We start from the raw sequence: 16,589 nt of genomic DNA, 5'->3' as shown, positions 1-16,589 counted from the left end.
AGAAATATCAGAGCGTAAGTAAAAGAGCTTCTACCAGATATCAGTTCATAAAAAAGCCGTTCCAATGATTTGGAACGGCTTTTTAATTTATAACGAGCTTTGTTTTACTTAAGCTTCTTTCTTACCTCTACCTCACGGAAACTCTCAATTACATCGCCTTCTTGTAAGTCGTTGTAGTTCTTGATTTGTATACCACACTCGTAACCTTTAGCTACCTCCTTAACATCGTCTTTGAATCGTTTCAATGTAGACAGTTCACCCGTGTAAACTACTACACCATCACGTATCAATCTCACGCCGCTATTGCGGTAGATTTTACCATCTTGAACCATACAACCTGCGATGGTACCGACTTTAGAGATTTTAAATGTTGCTCTAACTTCAGCAGATCCTGTAATCTCTTCTTTAAGCTCTGGAGAAAGCATTCCCTCCATGGCATCTTTAAGATCATTGATCGCGTCATAGATGATTGAGTACATTCTGATATCTACCTCTTCCTGTTCAGCTACAGATCTTGCATTTCCTTGTGGACGTACATTAAATCCGATAATGATCGCATCAGAAGCACTTGCCAATAGCACATCACTTTCTGTGATCGCACCAACTGCCTTGTGTATAATATTTACTTGAATTTCCTCAGTAGATAATTTCTGGAAGGAATCTGTTAATGCCTCCACAGAACCATCCACATCACCTTTAAGGATCAAGTTCAGTTCTTTAAAGTCACCAAGTGCAATACGTCTTCCAATCTCATCAAGAGAAAGAGTTTTCTGAGTTCTTACAGATTGCTCACGTTGTAATTGAGTTCTTCTAGAAGCAATGGACTTCGCTTCTCTTTCGTCCTCAAACACATGGAATTTGTCACCTGCTTGTGGCGCACCATCTAGACCTAGTATGGATACAGGTGTAGATGGACCAGCTGCTTGCACATCGTGCCCACGTTCATCTTGCATCGCTTTTACCTTACCATGCGTACGTCCAGCTAGTACATAATCACCCACTTTCAAGGTTCCAGCTTGTACTAATATAGTAGATACATATCCACGACCTTTATCAAGGAATGCCTCTACAACAGTACCTGTAGCCTGTTTGTCCGGGTTTGCTTTAAGATCCAATAATTCTGCCTCTAACAATACCTTCTCAAGAAGTTCTGCAACCCCCAGTCCAGTTTTGGCCGAGATATCATGGGATTGGATTTTACCACCCCAATCTTCTACTAACAAATTCATGTTAGCTAAGGATTCTTTAATCTTTTCTGGGTTTGCCGCATCGCGGTCTACCTTATTAATTGCAAAAACAATAGGGACACCCGCTGCTTGCGCGTGACTAATTGCCTCTTTAGTTTGCGGCATCACATCATCATCTGCAGCAATTACAATAATAGCAAGGTCAGTTACCTGCGCACCACGTGCACGCATTGCGGTAAAGGCCTCGTGACCAGGAGTATCAAGGAAGGCGATTTTTTGCCCACCTTTCAATTCTACTCCGTATGCACCTATGTGCTGTGTAATTCCACCACTCTCACCAGCAATAACATTCTCTTCACGGATGTAATCCAGAAGTGATGTTTTACCGTGATCTACGTGACCCATTACGGTAACGATAGGAGCGCGAGTTACTAATTGCTCTTCAGTATCTTCAACTTCCGCAATACTTTCTTCAATATCTGCATTGACAAAGTCCATTTCAAAACCGAATTCCTCTGCTACGATAGTCATCGTTTCAGCATCCAATCGTTGATTCATGGTTACCATCATACCCAGTGACATACAAGCACCAATTACCTGGTTCACTGGCACGTCCATCATGGTAGACAAGTCGCTTACTGTTACAAACTCAGTAACCTGGATTTTTTTGTCTTCCGCTTGCTCTTGTTCTTGAGCTTCCACTTTCTCACGGTGGGTATCACGTTTATCTCTACGGTATCTGGCTGCTTTAGATTTAGAAGATTTCCCTTGAAGCTTTTCAAGAGTCTCTCTAACCTGCTTTTGGATTTCTTCTTCAGTAGGCTCTGCCTTGACAATATTTTTACGCCCTGCCCCTGGAGCTCCACGACGTGATCCACCTTTAGTACCGCCTGCGGCACCTGGTTTAGTGATACGTTTGCGCTTGCGCTTATTATCCTCTTTCTTCTTAGGCTTGGCAAATTTCGAAAGATCGATTTTTTGCCCGGTCACCTTAAGGCCACCTAATTTTTTGTATTCTGTCTTGATGACTTCACCATCAGCAGATTCTCCCTCGGCAGTTTCTGCCGCCGCAGGTTCTTCCTTGACAGGTGTTTCAGATGCTTTTGCAGCTGCTGGCTCTGTCTTTTTCTCTTCAACAGGCTTCGCTGGCTCTTTTGCCACCTCTGGTTTTGCAGGTTCAGCTTTAGCTACAGGAGCGGCTTTAGGCTCTTCCTTCTTTGCTTTCGGCTTTCCTTTATCCAGATCAATTTTACCTTTAACCGTCGTTCCAGAAACTTTAGGCCTATTAGAAACAACTTCAGGTTCCTGAACCGCTTCTTTTACAGCTTCCGCTTTCTTCTCTTCTGGTTGTTTATTGACCTCAACGTTATCGGTGGTTTTTTCTGGGGCCGTTTTTTTACCGGCATCCAGATCAATACTACCCACAGTTTTAGGACCAGTAACTTCAGCCTTGGCTTTGACGACCTCCTGCTGCTTGCGTTGTCGCTCTTCTTGTTCCTGCTCGCGTTGTAAGCGCAGTTCTTCCTGCTCTTTACGACGCTCTGCACCAACTTCTTTAGAAGCTACTTTTTTGCTTTTGTCTGTTTGAAACTCATCAGCTAATGCTTGATAGACGGACGCGTCAATTTTTGTGGTAGGGCGAGCCTCGATCTCAATGCCTTGGGCAGAGAGATATTCCACAGCGCGGTCTAGAGAGATATTAAATTCTCTCAGCACCTTATTGAGTCTCATGTTTTTTACTTCGGCCATAAAATACCTATGGGTTGTCTTTTAATTCTTAATCTTCAAATTCTGACTTAAGGATGTTCATCAATTCAACGATGGTCTCCTCTTCCAGATCTGTACGCTTTACTAAATCATCTACATCCTGCTCCAATACACTCTTTGCAGTATCTAGACCTATCTTACTTAATTCTTCAATAATCCATCCTTCGATTTCATCAGAGAATTCTGTTAACTCAACATCTTCCTCTACTCCTTCACGGATCACATCAATTTCATAGCCTGTTAATTTACCGGCTAATCTAATATTATGACCTCTACGACCGATGGCTTTAGAAACCTCTTCTGGATTCAAGCGAACCTCAGCCTTTTTATTTTCTTCATCAATAGTGATGGAGACAATTTTTGCTGGACTCAACGCTCTACCTATATAGAGTTGCGTATTTGCTGTCCAGTTGATCACATCAATATTTTCATTTCCTAACTCACGAACAATGCCATGAATACGGCTTCCTTTTACTCCTACACAAGCTCCTACAGGATCAATACGATCGTCGTAACTATCTACAGCTACTTTAGCTTTCTCTCCCGGCTCACGAACTACCGCTTTAACAGTAATTAAACCATCAAATACTTCAGGGATTTCTTGTTCAAATAATTTCTCCAAAAATTTAGGAGAAGTTCTCGACAAAATAATGTTAGGCTTATTACCTCTTAACTCAACACTTTCAATAATACCTCTTACATTTTCACCCTTGCGGAAGAAGTCAGATGGTATCTGTCGGTCTTTAGGCATGATGATTTCATTACCATCATCATCCAGTAAGATAATTGCACGATGTCTGATGTGATGTACCTCAGCATTATACAATTCACCTTCTAACTCTTTAAAGTGTTTGAAGATATTAGTATTGTCATGCTCATGAATTTTAGAGATCAAGTTTTGACGCAATGCAAGAATCGCGCGTCGACCCAGCTGGATCAACTTTACTTCTTCCGCCACATCCTCGCCAACTTCATAATCGGGCTCAATCTTACGAGCTTCAGTAAGGGAAATTTCTGAATTTTCATCTTCAACCTCTCCGTCTGCTACCACGACGCGATTACGCCATATTTCTAAATCACCCTTGTCTGGATTGATAATGATGTCAAAATTGTCATCCTCACCATATTTCCTTTTTAGAGCACTTCTAAAAACATCTTCCAAGATCGCCATCAAGGTGACGCGATCTATCATTTTATCATCTTTAAACTCAGAAAAAGACTCGATCAATGCGAGATTTTCCATATTCACTTTTTAATTAAATGTTATAACAACTTTTGCTTGTTTGATATCCTCGTAGGCTATCGACCACTTTTTCTCAACTGTAACTTTTCCTTTCCCGACCGGCTTAGGCTCTCTAGCTTTCCATGTAATGGTTACTTGATCCTTATCGGCACTTTCCAGGACACCAGTTTCTTTGGTCTTTTCCCTATCTGTGATTTCCAGCGTTCTACCAATGTTCTTCACAAACTGTCGGTAATTTTTCAACGGCTTACCTACTCCTGCACTTGTCACTTCTAGAGAAAAATCTTGTTCCTCACGGTCCAGTTGATGCTCTACAGCTCTTGATACAAAAATACAATCAGAAACCTTAACATCTTGATCTCCATCCACTATGACTTTAATCACGTTACCAGTACTGATATCCAGATCTATTAAAAATAAATCTGGCCGCTCTTCAAATGCCGCATCTAGCAGCTCCACAACTCGTTTTTCCAACATATTTTATAAAAAGAGGGGACTTTTTGTCCCCTCATATTGCTCAAATACAGTGCAAAGATACTATTTTTTTGAGGTTCTGCAAGATAAGGTTTGTGCAATACACGCTGGTACTGAAATTAGCTATCTATTGCCCCTTATGTATGGGTGCAAAGATGATGAGATAGTTTTCGCTTTCGCGAAAGCGAACTCATCACAAACAGCTTTAAACTCGAACCCATTTTCAAAACCGAAAAGCAATACTTTTACCAGAATACTTCAAACTACTTGAATAAAAGCAATGGAGCTGCCTGACTTTATTACTATTGGCCATCGAGGCGCTCGAGGGCTGTTGCCAGAAAATACGATTCCCAGTATGATTCGAGCCGTAGAGGATGGTGCCGAAATGCTAGAAATGGATATCCAGTTTACCGGTGATGGCAAGGTGATCGTAGCTCACGACCCATATGTGAATTCAAAATTTACCCTAGACAAGTATGGAAATGAATTGCCGGACAAGCCCTCATACTTCAGTCAAATGCCTTACGCTGCTATAGAACAGTACGATGTCGGCAGTAAGTTTCATGCTGGATTCCCAAAGCAAGAGAAGGTAAAAGTTTCCATACCCACGCTAAAAAACTTGATCACTGCTGTAGAAGACTTTACCACCAGAGAACAACGGGAGCCCGTTTTCTATACTATTGAAATTAAATCTGATCCTAAAACTGATCTGACCTACCATCCCGAACCCGAGCAGCTAGTCGCTCAAGTGGCGGCCGTACTTGAGAAACTTAAAGTAGCTGATCGTTGTTGCCTGCAGTCCTTTGATGTACGGCAAATTCAAGAAGTGCGGCGTTCCTTTCCAGAAATTAGCATCGCCTACCTTACTGCGGATGGCAGTAAATCTTTAGCAGAACATTTAATGCTTGCTGATTGTCATCCTGATATTTTTAGCCCTGCGTTTAAAATCCTAACACCTGGACTAGTTGCTCAAGCACAAGAGCATGGAATGAAAGTAATTCCCTGGACAGTCAATAAGCGCAAAGACATGGAGTATTTGTTATCGATAAACGTCGATGGTATCATTACCGATTACCCTGGACGATTGACTCAAATCCTAAAACAAGGACTTCAGTAGGTGTTCCATTAATTACACTTCCCAGAAACCTCCCTCATTATATCGAGGTATCATCCATTAAACTTGGCACAAGGGGAAAGCGAGCGATTCAAGGCTATCTTTCTAATTTACAAAACATCTAAAACCAAAAATTCCGATTCAAATAAATGAATCGGAATCTTATCAGTTGTCCCACAAGGATTCGAACCTTGAATGACGGTACCAAAAACCGTAGTGTTACCATTACACCATGGGACAATTGCGGGTGCAAATTTAAAACAATTCTGTTTTTATGCAACCCTTTTAAAAAATTAATTCTTGTAAAATGAAAATGGACTACGCACGTTGTACTACTACTGTGTCTTTTTATTATTACTATTTTAGCAGCTGTTAAAAATGCCCATGAAATTAAGTTACCCACAATTGAATAAAGTTTTAGGCTGGACAGTCTTTGTTATCGCTCTAGTTATCTACTGGTTGACCCTGGAACCTACGGTTAGTTTTTGGGATGCAGGAGAATATATAGCCACCTCATCTAACCTTGAAGTAGGTCACCCACCTGGAGCACCATTGTACCAAATGATGGTCGCTGCGGTCGCCATATTTGCTACTGAGGCTTCAAATATCGCTTACATGGTCAACTTTATGGCAGCGCTATCGAGTGCGTTTACCATATTGTTCATGTTTTGGTCGCTTACTTTATTATTAAAAAGGCACATTATTAAGGAACGCATGGATAAAACCATGATCCTAGGCGCAGCGTTTATAGGCTCGCTTGCGTTTGCTGTATCAGATAGCTTCTGGTTTAATGCAGTCGAGGCAGAAGTATACGCTCCAGCGGCATTAATCATGAGCAGCATGTTTTATCTGGGGTTATTGTGGGAACGCGATATGATGGAGCCACGAGGGAATCGCTGGTTGATCCTCATGTCTTTTATTATTGGACTTTCCTTTGGGGTTCACTTTTTAGGAATTTTGACCATACCGGCGATAGGAATGTTGTGGTATTTCAGACATTATAAAAAAGTCACACCATTCAATTTCATCGTTGCCGTTGTCTCTGTGACTGCAGTTTTGCTTTTCGTTTTCAAATTGCTCCTGCCTACCACGCTCAGTATTTTTGGTTACCTAGAGGTTTTCTTTGTCAACGACATAGGTTTGCCTTTCAACAGTGGAACCATCATCGCATTCATCTTGATCGTGGTTGTGTTTGTGTGGTTAATTTCGCTTTCGCGAAAGCGTAACAAACCACTACTCAACACCATTACTTTATGTATTCTATTTGTATTGGTAGGCTTTTCCAGCTGGACGATGCTACCTATCAGAGCAAATGCCGGAACACCGATTAACGAAAACAATCCAAACGATGCCCGTGCTTTATTAGCTTATTACAATCGAGAGCAATACCCTGCTCCTGCTCTTTTCTATGGAGAGGCATTTACTGATATGTATGCCGGTCTAGATCCAGATGAGCCTTACATTGATGAAAAACCGAAGTATGAGCGCGACTATGGAGCGGGTAAATATGTAATTGTCAATGATTACAAAAATGCAGTTCAAAATACCAATGACGCCCACAAAGGATTTTTTCCTAGAATGACAGACGCCAGTCGTGCAAGTAATTATGTGGACTTTATGGGCGGACTGGATTATACTATCAAACCTGGATATCAAGGAAATCAAGAGTTACTAAGTGTTCTCGACGATTATGAACGCCAGTTTGAACGCGGGCGCATTACTGCAGACGAGTATATTAAAACCATTGCTTCTTTAAGTGAGGCGGTTGAGATTCAAAAACCATCCTTCGGTGATAATCTGAGTTATCTAGTGAGTTACCAGGTGAGTTATATGTATTTGCGTTATTTCATGTGGAATTTTGTCGGGAAACAAAACGATGAACAAGGCAATTGGGACAGGTTTGATGGAAACTGGATGAGCGGGATTCCGTTTATTGATTCCTGGCGTATAGGTTCACAAGACAACTTAAGCGAAGACATGAAGACCAATAAAGGCCGAAACTTTTATTTTTTCCTTCCTTTACTGTTGGGTGTTTTAGGAGCCGTATTCCATGCTAAAAAAGATCCAAAATCTTTCTTTGTAACCTTAATGTTATTCCTGTTTACAGGATTAGCTATCATAGTTTACCTGAACCAAAGCATGTTCCAAGTGCGCGAGCGTGATTATGCTTATGTAGGATCCTTTTTAGTTTTTGCTATGTGGATAGGTATAGGTGTCTATGCCTTATTTGATGGAATCCGAGAGAAATTTAACAAGCCTGTGGTCAAGTATGCCACACTAGCAGTTTGTTTCCTAGCCGTTCCTCTATTGATGGGTTTTCAAAATTGGGACGACCACGATCGGTCTGAAAAATATACGGCTCTTGCTAGTGCCAAAAAATACCTAGATAGTTGTTTGCCTAACGCACTCATATTTACCATTGGTGATAACGACACCTTTCCTTTATGGTATGCTCAAGAGGTAGAAGGCTACCGCACGGATGTGCGTGTGGTATGTACCTCTTTACTTAGTACCGACTGGTACATGGATGATATGAAGAAACAAGCCTATGAGAGCGAGCCTGTTCCTTCCACGCTTACCCATGACAAATATTCCTACGGGACTAGAGATGCCTTGTGGTACGGGAACGAGAATGGTCGAATTCAAGAGCGTCTAAGACAGGCGCAACAAGATCCTAACTATATTTTTCCAGACACTATGAATCTGGACAAATGGATGGAATGGGTCGCAAGTGAAAACAAGATTACTCAAGAGTTGATGCGCAACGATCATTACGAACATACGTTCCCTACAAGAGCGATTCGCATACCAGTAAACAAGGAGGCTGTTCTTAAAAATGGGGTGGTGGCCGCTAAAGATGCGGATAAGATTGTGGACGAGATCATCATAAATATCAACTCACAACTGGTTTACAAAAACCGCATGTTCATGCTGGATATCATCAACGCTAACAACTGGGAACGTCCTATTTACTTTTCTGGAGGAGCTTTTGGCGATGAAGATTACATCTGGATGAAAGACTACTTGCAGTTGGACGGTTGTGCTTATCGATTGACTCCTATTTATACACCTCCCTCTAACGATAGGGATCCATTTGATATGGGACGTGTGGACCCTGATTATGCTTATAAAGTTATTAAAGGATGGGATTGGGGTAATAGCGGAAGTCCAGATATCTATCATGACGTGGAAACCAGACGTAATAGTGTAGGGTACCGTAGTAATGTAACACGAGCAGCAATGGCTTTAATTGAAGATGGTCAAACCAAAAAAGCCGAAGAATTACTGGATCTAGGGATGGAAAAAATGCCGTTGGAATTTTTCCGTCACTATTCTATGATAGAGCCTTTTGTTAGAGGTTACTATGAATTAGGAAATGTTTCCAAAGCTGGAAAGCTGCTAGACTCGGTGATTCTAAAATATCAAGGAGAATTAGATTATTACAAGAGTTTACCATTAGAGGAACAAGCGCAAATAGGTCAAGAAGTCATCACAGCTATCGAGCGATATCGAGGACTTGTTAGAACTGCGTTAGAATATGAGGACGACCCAGAGATTGAAAAGCACTTTGACGCATTCAATGAATATGTCATGGCGTTTCCAAGATTCTACAGTCCTGAAGAACAACTCAAAATGTCAGATGCGCCTGGCCAGGATGAACTAATTGATTTAATAAAGACAGAGATTGATAATGCAGATGCGGAGCGAACGGTAGAACCTTTAGGAGATTCTCTATAGCAGTGGCTTGGTATCCTGATCACATCCCAGGTGTCGTTAGTAGGTTATTTCCTAATTACATCTGGCATGCTACTAGAGATTTCCCTTGTGTACATCTTACGTTTGATGATGGACCTACACCTCTAGTGACCGACTTTGTATTGCAACAGTTAGATTTATACGGTTTTAAAGCGACTTTTTTTTTGATAGGTGATTGCGTAAAGCGAGAGCCTCTTTTAAAAAATCGACTGCTAGAATCTGGCCATCAAATAGGGAATCACACCTACAATCATTTAGATGGATGGAAAACTTCCAGTGAGGAATATGTCGCCAATGTAATAAAGGCTGCCGAAATTATAGATTCTGAATTGTTCAGACCGCCGTATGGAAGAATCACAATAAAAATCTCAAAACAGATTAGAGATTTAGGATACAAAATCGTGATGTGGGATGTGTTGTCTGGAGATTTTGACTCAAGCAGGTCTCCTGAAAAGTGTCTTAAATCCCTAAAGAAAAACACAAAGAATGGGAGCGTTATCGTTTTTCACGATAGTGTAAAAGCGTTTCCAATATTGAAAAAAGTACTGCCTGAATATTTAGAATGGTTAACCTGTGAAGGCTATCGCACGCAATTGTTCTAAGACGTGTATTTATTGAGTAAGTTGATCAATGAGTCACCATCTTGAACGCCACTTTGTCGCCACTTCATCTCCCCTTGTTTGTAGATAATTAAGGTAGGTAAACCCTTGATTCGTAACGCTTCAGAGAGCTCAGGGTTTTTATCTACATTGATCTTAATGATGCGAGCGTTGTCCCCTACCGCGGCTGCCACATCTCGCAGCACTGGATGCATGCTCACGCTTTCTTCATTCCATTCTGTAAAGAAATTGAATAAGACAGGTACATTTGCACTGATTAAATCACCAAATTTTGACATAGAAAGTCCTATTAGTAAGGTAAATGTAATGAAAAATGGGTTTTAGTGTCTAAAGGTCTTCTTAATGAAGCAATCATTCGATTTGTAATGCTTTGTAAGACTTAAGCTTTCTTCAAATTTATCACAGTAATTTCAGGCCAGATCCCAGCACGACCAGAATACCCTAAAAACCCAAAACCTCGATTCACATTCAGAAAGCGGTCGGATTCTTTATAGATACCCGCCCACTTTTTATAAACAAACCAGGCAGGACTCAGCTTGATCCAGCCAGGAATCTCGATTCCCATTTGCATTCCATGCGTATGACCACTTAGTGTTAAATGGAAATTTGTATCGTTATTCTTGACTTGTTCGTCCCAGTGCGTTGGATCGTGAGATAGCAATACTTTGAAATCATCTGGTCGCAATCCTACGGAAGCCTTTTTGAGATCACCATATTTAGGGAAACGACCACCACCCCAATTTTGAACACCTACTATTTTCAAGGAATCAGACCCACGGTCAATGGAGACATTCTCATCCAATAATAATCTCCAGCCCATTCCTTCTTGGATAGCATACAGTTGTTGCATGTTTTGTTCTTTGGCTGCAGCAGATTCCCAACTTGCGTAATCACCATAGTCATGGTTCCCTAGCACTGAAAAAACGCCATCTTTTGCATTAAGTGAACCAAATAATTCTTCCCAACCATTCATCTCTTCAGAAACGTTGTTGACCAGGTCTCCCGTAAAAAGAATCACATCACCCTCCTGCTTATTGACTAAATCCAGTGCATAGGCTACCTCTTCCCGATCATCAAAAGAGCCCACATGTATATCACTGATCTGGGTAATTTTATATCCATCAAAAGCATCTGGTAAGTCTTTAAAAGACAATTCATATTCCCGTACTTGATAGTTGTATTTTCCTTTAAAAGCTCCATACAGAATAGCGCCGAATGGAAGAGCTGCAATTCCTAAACCTATCATTGAAATAAACTTACGCCTGTCAGGCATAAAACTGCTTTCTGCACTGCCACCCGTGATTTTACCTACCAGGCCTTTACCAATCCTGTAAATATCCTCTCCTAACATAAAAAGTATGAAAATCACCTTAGCTAGTAAAAAAGCAAGAAACAAAGTGATTGCAAAATCCCGGGAATCAGATATGACAGACCGGTCCGGATTCAGGTAAAATTGCAGTATCAAATTAGCAAAAACACCTATAGCGATGGCCAAATAAACCCATTTCCACCAATGGCCGCGTGATAAAGTTCTAATTAATTGGAATGAATAAAATTCAAATACAATTACTACTAGTAAGGCTACAATCCATCTCATGTTGCGAAACTACTATGAATAAACATGCCATTCACTCGAGCGCTACTTAAGTTTGTCATAAATTGATACCTATTGACGTACGGATGTTTTGAACGGTTTTTCGCTTTCGCGAAAGCGGAATAATTCACAAATCGCCTGCAAGAACGTATTGGTAAAACAGGAAGTTGAAATCCAAACCATATCTAGACTGCTGCTTGATACTAATTTACAGAATCCGTGTAAAATTAGGGAACAAGCCATTTCGACTGACAGCGCTGCACTGAGTATTGTCGAAGTGTCGAGAAAAGCGAGCTAGATTTTCTGCTCTTGGCTGGAAGCTATGTTTTAATTTCACACTCAAATCAACAGCGCATTGGCCAAAAACGATCCATACGCAGCACTACGCTACAAAGAATTCAACACTTTTCTATTGATGCGGTTTCTACTGGTTTTTGGATGGTCGATGCAGTTTATTGTCATTGAATGGGAAGTCTATTCCTTGACTAAAGACCCTCTATCACTAGCCATTATTGGGCTAGTGGAATTTGTTCCTGCTTTTGGAATGGCATTGTTTGCGGGACACATCGTGGATCAACGTGAAAAACGCAACCTTCTCGCCTTATGTATAGGTGGTTTTTCTTTGATCAGTTTAGGGCTCTTCCTTTTGACCTGGCCAGAGGTCGTTGAAGGTCAGTCAACAAATACCATATTGTATTTGATTTATGCACTGGTCTTCTTCGGTGGATTTATGCGCTCCTTTTTTGGACCTATTCTATTCTCACTTATTGCACTTATAGTTCCTAAAAAGGTGTATCCTAATGCTGCGACCTGGAGCAGTTCTTCCTGGCAGATTGCATCTGTCGTCGGATTGGCATTTTCAGGATTTTCGATCAGTTGGTTTGGGGTTCATTGGTCATTATTGATTGTTTTCAGCCTTGTGATGCTGGCGTTGCTGACCGTTTTTGGTGTTGCTAAAAAGCCCATTCTCAATACCAAAATCAACGAACCTATCAAGCAAAGCCTAAAAGAAGGGTTGAGTTTTGTTTTTAGAACTAAAGCAATTCTAGGAGCTTTGACGCTCGATATGGTTTCCGTTCTTTTTGGAGGCGCGGTAATACTACTGCCCATTTTTGCGCAGGATATTTTGAAAGTAGGTGCTGAAGGTTTTGGCATTTTACGAGCCGCACCATCAGTAGGCGCAATCTTGACTATGATTGCCACAGCATACATCCCTATTAGTAAAAATGCAGGTATGAAATTGTTGATTGCGATTTTCGGTTTCGGGATTTGCATCATCGTGTTCGGCTTATCAGAAATATTCTGGATATCGCTGCTGGCTCTATTCTTCAGCGGTGTAACTGATGGCGTTTCCATGGTGATCAGGCAAACCATTCTACAACTTAAAACACCAGATCATATGCGTGGCCGTGTTGCAAGTGTCAATTCTATGTTTGTAGGCTCTTCTAATGAGCTGGGCGCATTTGAAAGCGGTGTTACTGCAAAACTTATGGGAACAGTAACGGCAGTTGTTTTTGGTGGCACCATGACCTTGATTACCGTAGTGACTACTGGAGTTATCTCTCCTACCTTCAGAAAACTTGATTTGAGAAAGGATTTTGAGGAGAATGATAAGGAGTAAAAGTATCAAGTACTGAGTATTAAGTAAAAAGACTCTTTCCTGCAGGATAGTTCTAGTTAGTTCGCTTTCGCGAAAGCGGACTTTGATCAAAAATAATCACTCACCAACACCCATCTCGGTCTTCCCTTAAGGGAAGAGGATATATAAGTACTATTAAAATAAATGTTCAAAATAACTATCCGACTTGTTTCCCTTGAGGGAAATGCCGAAGGCAATGGGTGTTGCGCGCACAGTCAAGCATAGTTTTCAACTTCGAGTTCAAATTCAAGTTTAAGTTCCATGAGAATTTTATCTTTAGCCTCCACAAAATTTCTACACTTTGACAAACGACGGAACTGACGATAAAAGACTGTTTTTACTAGATGCCTATGCGCTGATTTTTAGAGGTTATTATGCGCTGATCAAGAATCCACGCATCAATTCTCAAGGAATGGACACCAGTGCCATTATGGGTTTTACCAACTCGCTTTTTGATGTCATACGCCGGGAAAAACCTGAATATCTAGCCGTCGCTTTTGACAAAGAAGGAAGTGCTGAGCGTACGGAGCTTTATGAAGACTATAAAGCCAACCGCGATGAGACGCCTGAAGCCATTAGACTCGCCATTCCATACATCCAGCGTATTCTTAAAGCCATGCACATTCCTATCGTCGTTGAAGCAGGTATTGAGGCTGACGATTTGATCGGGACACTTTCTAAACAAGCTGAGAAAGAAGGTTTTACCGTATACATGGTAACGCCAGACAAGGATTACGCACAGCTGGTTTCAGAAAATATTTACATGTACAAGCCTGCCCGTATGGGTAATGGCATCGAGATCTGGGGAATTCCTGAAGTTCAAAAACGTTTTGAAGTAGAACATCCAGAACAAGTAATCGATTACCTAGGAATGATGGGTGATGCCAGTGATAATATTCCGGGATTGCCTGGTGTGGGAGATAAAACGGCTAAGAAATTTATCAAACAATACGGTTCCATGGAAGCGCTCCTTGACGATGCGCACAATATTAAAGGAAAACTGGGTGAGAAAATTTTGGCTAATGCCCAGCTAGGTCGACTTTCTAAACAACTTGCCACTATAAAGCTCGATTGCCCTGTAAAATTTAGTGCCGAAAAATACACACTCGACGATCCAGATGTGGAGGCCGTTCATGTGATCTTTGACGAACTTGAATTTAGAAGAGCCAAAGAGACACTCGCTAAGATTTTCTCTAAAGAGGTTTTAGAGCAAAATGTAAGTTCGAGCCCAGCCGAGACCGGTTCAAATGGAGCCGGCTCTGGTCAATTCTCCCTATTCGATGCGCCAGGATCTGGCACAAAAGCTGAAGCCCAAGCTACGGGCCGTCAAACGCTAGCTACAACAGATCATCTATATCAAACAGTTCAAGAAGGAATGGGAACCAAATTGTTCCTACAAACATTGATGAAACAAACTAGCGTTTGTTTTGACACGGAAACCACAGGATTAGATCCGCTAGCGGCAGAGCTTGTTGGGATTGCCTTTTGTTGGGAAAAAGGAAAAGGGTATTACTTGCCTATTCCTGAGGATCGTGAGCAAGCACAAGCGATTGTTGATCAACTTAAGCCATTTTTTGAAAGTACCGGCATTGAGAAAATCGGGCAGAATCTAAAATACGACATCAAAGTGCTAGACAAGTACGGTGTGGAAGTTAAAGGCCCGCTATTTGACACTATGCTCGCACACTACTTGATCAACCCAGACATGCGCCACAACATGGATATTCTGGCAGAGACGTACCTCAACTACACCCCACAATCCATTGTGGAATTGATAGGTAAAAAAGGTAAGAACCAAAAATCCATGCGTGATGTTGCCGTAGAAAAAGTTAAGGAATACGCGGTAGAAGATGCAGACATTACGTTCCAGCTTAAACAGCATTTCACGCCAGAATTAAAAGCCGCAGACCTAGACAAACTCTTCCACGATATTGAAATCCCATTGCTCAAAGTACTCGCAGCGATGGAAATTGAAGGCATCAATCTGGATGAAGATTATTTAAGTTCGCTTTCGCGAAAGCTAACAGAAGACATTGCATCACTACAAGAAAATATCTTTAAAGAAGCAGGAGAAGAATTCAACATAGGTTCACCGAAGCAATTGGGAGAAATATTATTCGGTAAGTTAAAACTGGTAGACAAGCCTAAAAAGACCAAAACCGGTCAATATTCAACTGCAGAAGATGTGTTGAGCTACCTAGCGACAGACCATCAAATCATTGCAGATGTGTTAGAATATCGTGGCCTGGCTAAATTGCAAAGTACTTATGTCGACGCCTTGCCTCATCAAGTGAATCCCACAACCCAGCGCATACATACGAACTACATGCAAACGGTCGCAGCTACTGGACGTTTGAGTTCTACAGATCCTAACCTGCAAAACATCCCAATCAGAACGGAGCGTGGACGTCAAGTACGTAAAGCTTTTGTGCCTAGAGATGAGAATTATGTCTTGCTCGCAGCAGATTATTCGCAGATTGAATTGCGCATCATTGCCGCATTAAGCGAAGAAGACAACATGATGGAAGCCTTTAAGAGCGGTGCAGACATTCACTCTTCCACCGCTGCTCGAGTATTTGATGTAGCACTAGAAGATGTAACAAGAGAACAGCGTAGCAATGCTAAAACAGTAAACTTTGGGATCATCTATGGAGTGTCCGCTTTTGGACTAAGCAATCAAACTGACCTGGATCGAACGGAATCTAAAGAACTGATTGAAACCTATTACAAGACCTATCCAAAATTGCGCTCCTACATGGATGAATTGGTAGATTTTGCTCGAGAGAACGGCTATGTAGAAACCGTACTGGGAAGACGTCGCTATTTAAAAGACATCAACAGTTCTAACGCAGTTGTGCGAGGCGCAGCGGAGCGTAATGCAGTGAACGCACCTATTCAGGGAAGTGCTGCTGACATTATTAAAATTGCCATGATCAACATCTTTAAGAAGTTTGAAGAGCTGCAATGCAAATCAAAAATGCTCTTGCAGGTGCATGATGAATTGGTTTTTGACATCCATAAAGATGAACTGGACGACATGAAAAAACTAATCCAGGAAGAAATGCAAAATGCTTATAAATTGATTGTACCGCTGGATGTGGAGGTGGGCGTTGGAGAAGACTGGTTGGAGGCGCATTAAATCCCTGCGCAGAATGATATCTGTTCTAGAGAATTACTAATTCTGTAACGAAATGT

The 16,589-nt window shown here is 41.3% G+C and carries 10 protein-coding genes and 1 tRNA gene; 5 read left to right on the top strand and 6 right to left on the bottom strand.

The features are described 5' to 3' along the window. Positions 1 to 104 precede the first annotated feature (104 nt). From infB to rimP, 3 genes are read right to left on the bottom strand one after another with little or no spacing between them, the layout of a single operon-like run. Positions 105 to 2,936, bottom strand: coding sequence for a translation initiation factor IF-2 (gene infB / locus NMS_RS05375; protein ID WP_041495782.1), 2,832 nt, complete (start codon positions 2,934 to 2,936; stop codon positions 105 to 107). A 28-nt stretch (positions 2,937 to 2,964) separates the two neighbouring features. Continuing rightward, positions 2,965 to 4,197, bottom strand: coding sequence for a transcription termination factor NusA (gene nusA / locus NMS_RS05370; RefSeq protein ID WP_041495781.1), 1,233 nt, complete (start codon positions 4,195 to 4,197; stop codon positions 2,965 to 2,967). A 9-nt stretch (positions 4,198 to 4,206) separates the two neighbouring features. Continuing rightward, complete coding sequence (rimP, locus tag NMS_RS05365) at positions 4,207 to 4,674, bottom strand: ribosome assembly cofactor RimP (RefSeq protein WP_041495780.1); 468 nt, start codon at positions 4,672 to 4,674, stop codon at positions 4,207 to 4,209. Positions 4,675 to 4,951: 277 nt separating this feature from the next. Here rimP and NMS_RS05360 point away from each other — a divergent pair, with 277 nt between their 5' ends. Further along, the gene (locus NMS_RS05360) at positions 4,952 to 5,788 is read left to right on the top strand and encodes a glycerophosphodiester phosphodiesterase family protein (RefSeq protein WP_041495779.1); all 837 of its coding nucleotides are present in this window, start codon (positions 4,952 to 4,954) and stop codon (positions 5,786 to 5,788) included. Between the two features lie 166 nt (positions 5,789 to 5,954). On the opposite strand, the gene NMS_RS05355 is transcribed toward NMS_RS05360, so the two are convergent. Further along, positions 5,955 to 6,025: transfer RNA gene (locus NMS_RS05355), tRNA-Gln, on the bottom strand. Between the two features lie 144 nt (positions 6,026 to 6,169). On the opposite strand from NMS_RS05355, the gene NMS_RS05350 reads away from it, so the two are divergent. Continuing rightward, positions 6,170 to 9,523, top strand: coding sequence for a glycosyltransferase family 117 protein (locus NMS_RS05350; RefSeq protein ID WP_041495778.1), 3,354 nt, complete (start codon positions 6,170 to 6,172; stop codon positions 9,521 to 9,523). A 2-nt stretch (positions 9,524 to 9,525) separates the two neighbouring features. Beyond that, positions 9,526 to 10,143 (top strand): polysaccharide deacetylase family protein, encoded by a 618-nt coding sequence (locus tag NMS_RS05345; RefSeq protein ID WP_041495777.1) that lies wholly within the window; start codon positions 9,526 to 9,528, stop codon positions 10,141 to 10,143. Here NMS_RS05345 and NMS_RS05340 read toward each other — a convergent pair. After that, positions 10,140 to 10,439, bottom strand: a complete 300-nt coding sequence (locus NMS_RS05340) for a thioredoxin family protein (protein WP_041495776.1) — start codon at positions 10,437 to 10,439, stop codon at positions 10,140 to 10,142. The two genes, NMS_RS05345 and NMS_RS05340, sit on opposite strands and share 4 nt — an antisense overlap. A 101-nt stretch (positions 10,440 to 10,540) precedes the next feature. Continuing rightward, complete coding sequence (locus NMS_RS05335; RefSeq protein ID WP_041495775.1) at positions 10,541 to 11,758, bottom strand: metallophosphoesterase; 1,218 nt, start codon at positions 11,756 to 11,758, stop codon at positions 10,541 to 10,543. 352 nt (positions 11,759 to 12,110) lie between these two features. Here NMS_RS05335 and NMS_RS05330 point away from each other — a divergent pair, with 352 nt between their 5' ends. Further along, entirely contained in the window at positions 12,111 to 13,376 is a 1,266-nt protein-coding gene (locus tag NMS_RS05330; RefSeq protein ID WP_041495774.1) for an MFS transporter, read from the top strand. Positions 13,377 to 13,695: 319 nt separating this feature from the next. Then, positions 13,696 to 16,533 (top strand): DNA polymerase I, encoded by a 2,838-nt coding sequence (gene polA, locus NMS_RS05325; protein WP_041495773.1) that lies wholly within the window; start codon positions 13,696 to 13,698, stop codon positions 16,531 to 16,533. Positions 16,534 to 16,589 lie beyond the last annotated feature (56 nt).

The sequence above is a fragment of the Nonlabens marinus S1-08 genome (assembly GCF_000831385.1).
Lineage (GTDB): Bacteria > Bacteroidota > Bacteroidia > Flavobacteriales > Flavobacteriaceae > Nonlabens > Nonlabens marinus.
The sequence above is the reverse complement of the archived record's forward strand: the minus strand, read 5'-3'. Positions and strand labels throughout refer to the sequence as shown.

Coding starts and splice junctions, on each gene's coding strand:
- infB (WP_041495782.1), bottom strand. CDS start 2,936: ATGGCCGAAGTAAAAAACATGAGACTCAATAAGGTGCTGAGAGAATTT.
- nusA (WP_041495781.1), bottom strand. CDS start 4,197: ATGGAAAATCTCGCATTGATCGAGTCTTTTTCTGAGTTTAAAGATGAT.
- rimP (WP_041495780.1), bottom strand. CDS start 4,674: ATGTTGGAAAAACGAGTTGTGGAGCTGCTAGATGCGGCATTTGAAGAG.
- NMS_RS05360 (WP_041495779.1), top strand. CDS start 4,952: ATGGAGCTGCCTGACTTTATTACTATTGGCCATCGAGGCGCTCGAGGG.
- NMS_RS05350 (WP_041495778.1), top strand. CDS start 6,170: ATGAAATTAAGTTACCCACAATTGAATAAAGTTTTAGGCTGGACAGTC.
- NMS_RS05340 (WP_041495776.1), bottom strand. CDS start 10,439: ATGTCAAAATTTGGTGATTTAATCAGTGCAAATGTACCTGTCTTATTC.
- NMS_RS05335 (WP_041495775.1), bottom strand. CDS start 11,758: ATGAGATGGATTGTAGCCTTACTAGTAGTAATTGTATTTGAATTTTAT.